The 636-nt window shown below is 50.9% G+C and carries 2 protein-coding genes; both read right to left on the reverse strand.

Annotated features, from left to right (window positions below; translation table 11 throughout):
- Window positions 1–409 (reverse strand): hypothetical protein (locus DM995_RS17540; protein WP_157973308.1); only part of this gene is annotated, 409 nt, incomplete at its 3' end.
- A 36-nt stretch (window positions 410–445) separates the two neighbouring features.
- The coding region (locus DM995_RS22505; protein ID WP_232824519.1) for a hypothetical protein at window positions 446–636 on the reverse strand (191 nt) is incomplete at its 5' end.

Genomic DNA, 636 nt, shown 5'->3' on the forward strand with positions numbered 1-636 from the left:
GGCCGCCTGCAGTTTCGATAGATCTGGATGCTTCCATGATCCCCAGGACCGTCCCGTCGGTCCGCACGAAGCCTCGCGCAGGATCGAACGCCATGAACTCCTGCACGCTGTGAACCTGGTGTCGCAACAACCTGGACGACGTCTTCGATTTGTCTTCGACGATATTCGGGCGAAGCTCTCCATTCATGACGATATTGAAGTGATATACCAGACCATTCGGCAGATATTGGACTATATCGTCCTCGATATAATCCATGTAGAGCGCGAGAAAGAAATACTCCTTCGGCCTCAGGTTATGATGCTTCTTGTAGCGCAGACTCTCCTTCGCAATCCGATGAATAGATTTGCGTCCTTTGGCCATCATGAATGGCAACACATAGGAGCCGAGCACTGTATCTTCACGCAGCATGAGTCTCAGTCCTCTGACAGACTATACACTCGAGAATCACATGATGACAACAGCCGGAGATATGGCCGGAAGACGGATACTGTCGGTTCTTGCTTTCAGACCAAGAATTTGGACAGGATGTAAAGAAAACGGCACCCAATGTTGATGCAGCTGCTTCTTGCCCCTAGAAGCCGACAGTCCACATGGCCGCTGTGCTGTCATTCTAGTTGAATTGGGAGAGGCCGACA

Source organism: Blastomonas sp. UPD001, assembly GCF_003426715.1.
In the GTDB taxonomy this organism is placed as follows: Bacteria; Pseudomonadota; Alphaproteobacteria; order Sphingomonadales; family Sphingomonadaceae; genus Blastomonas.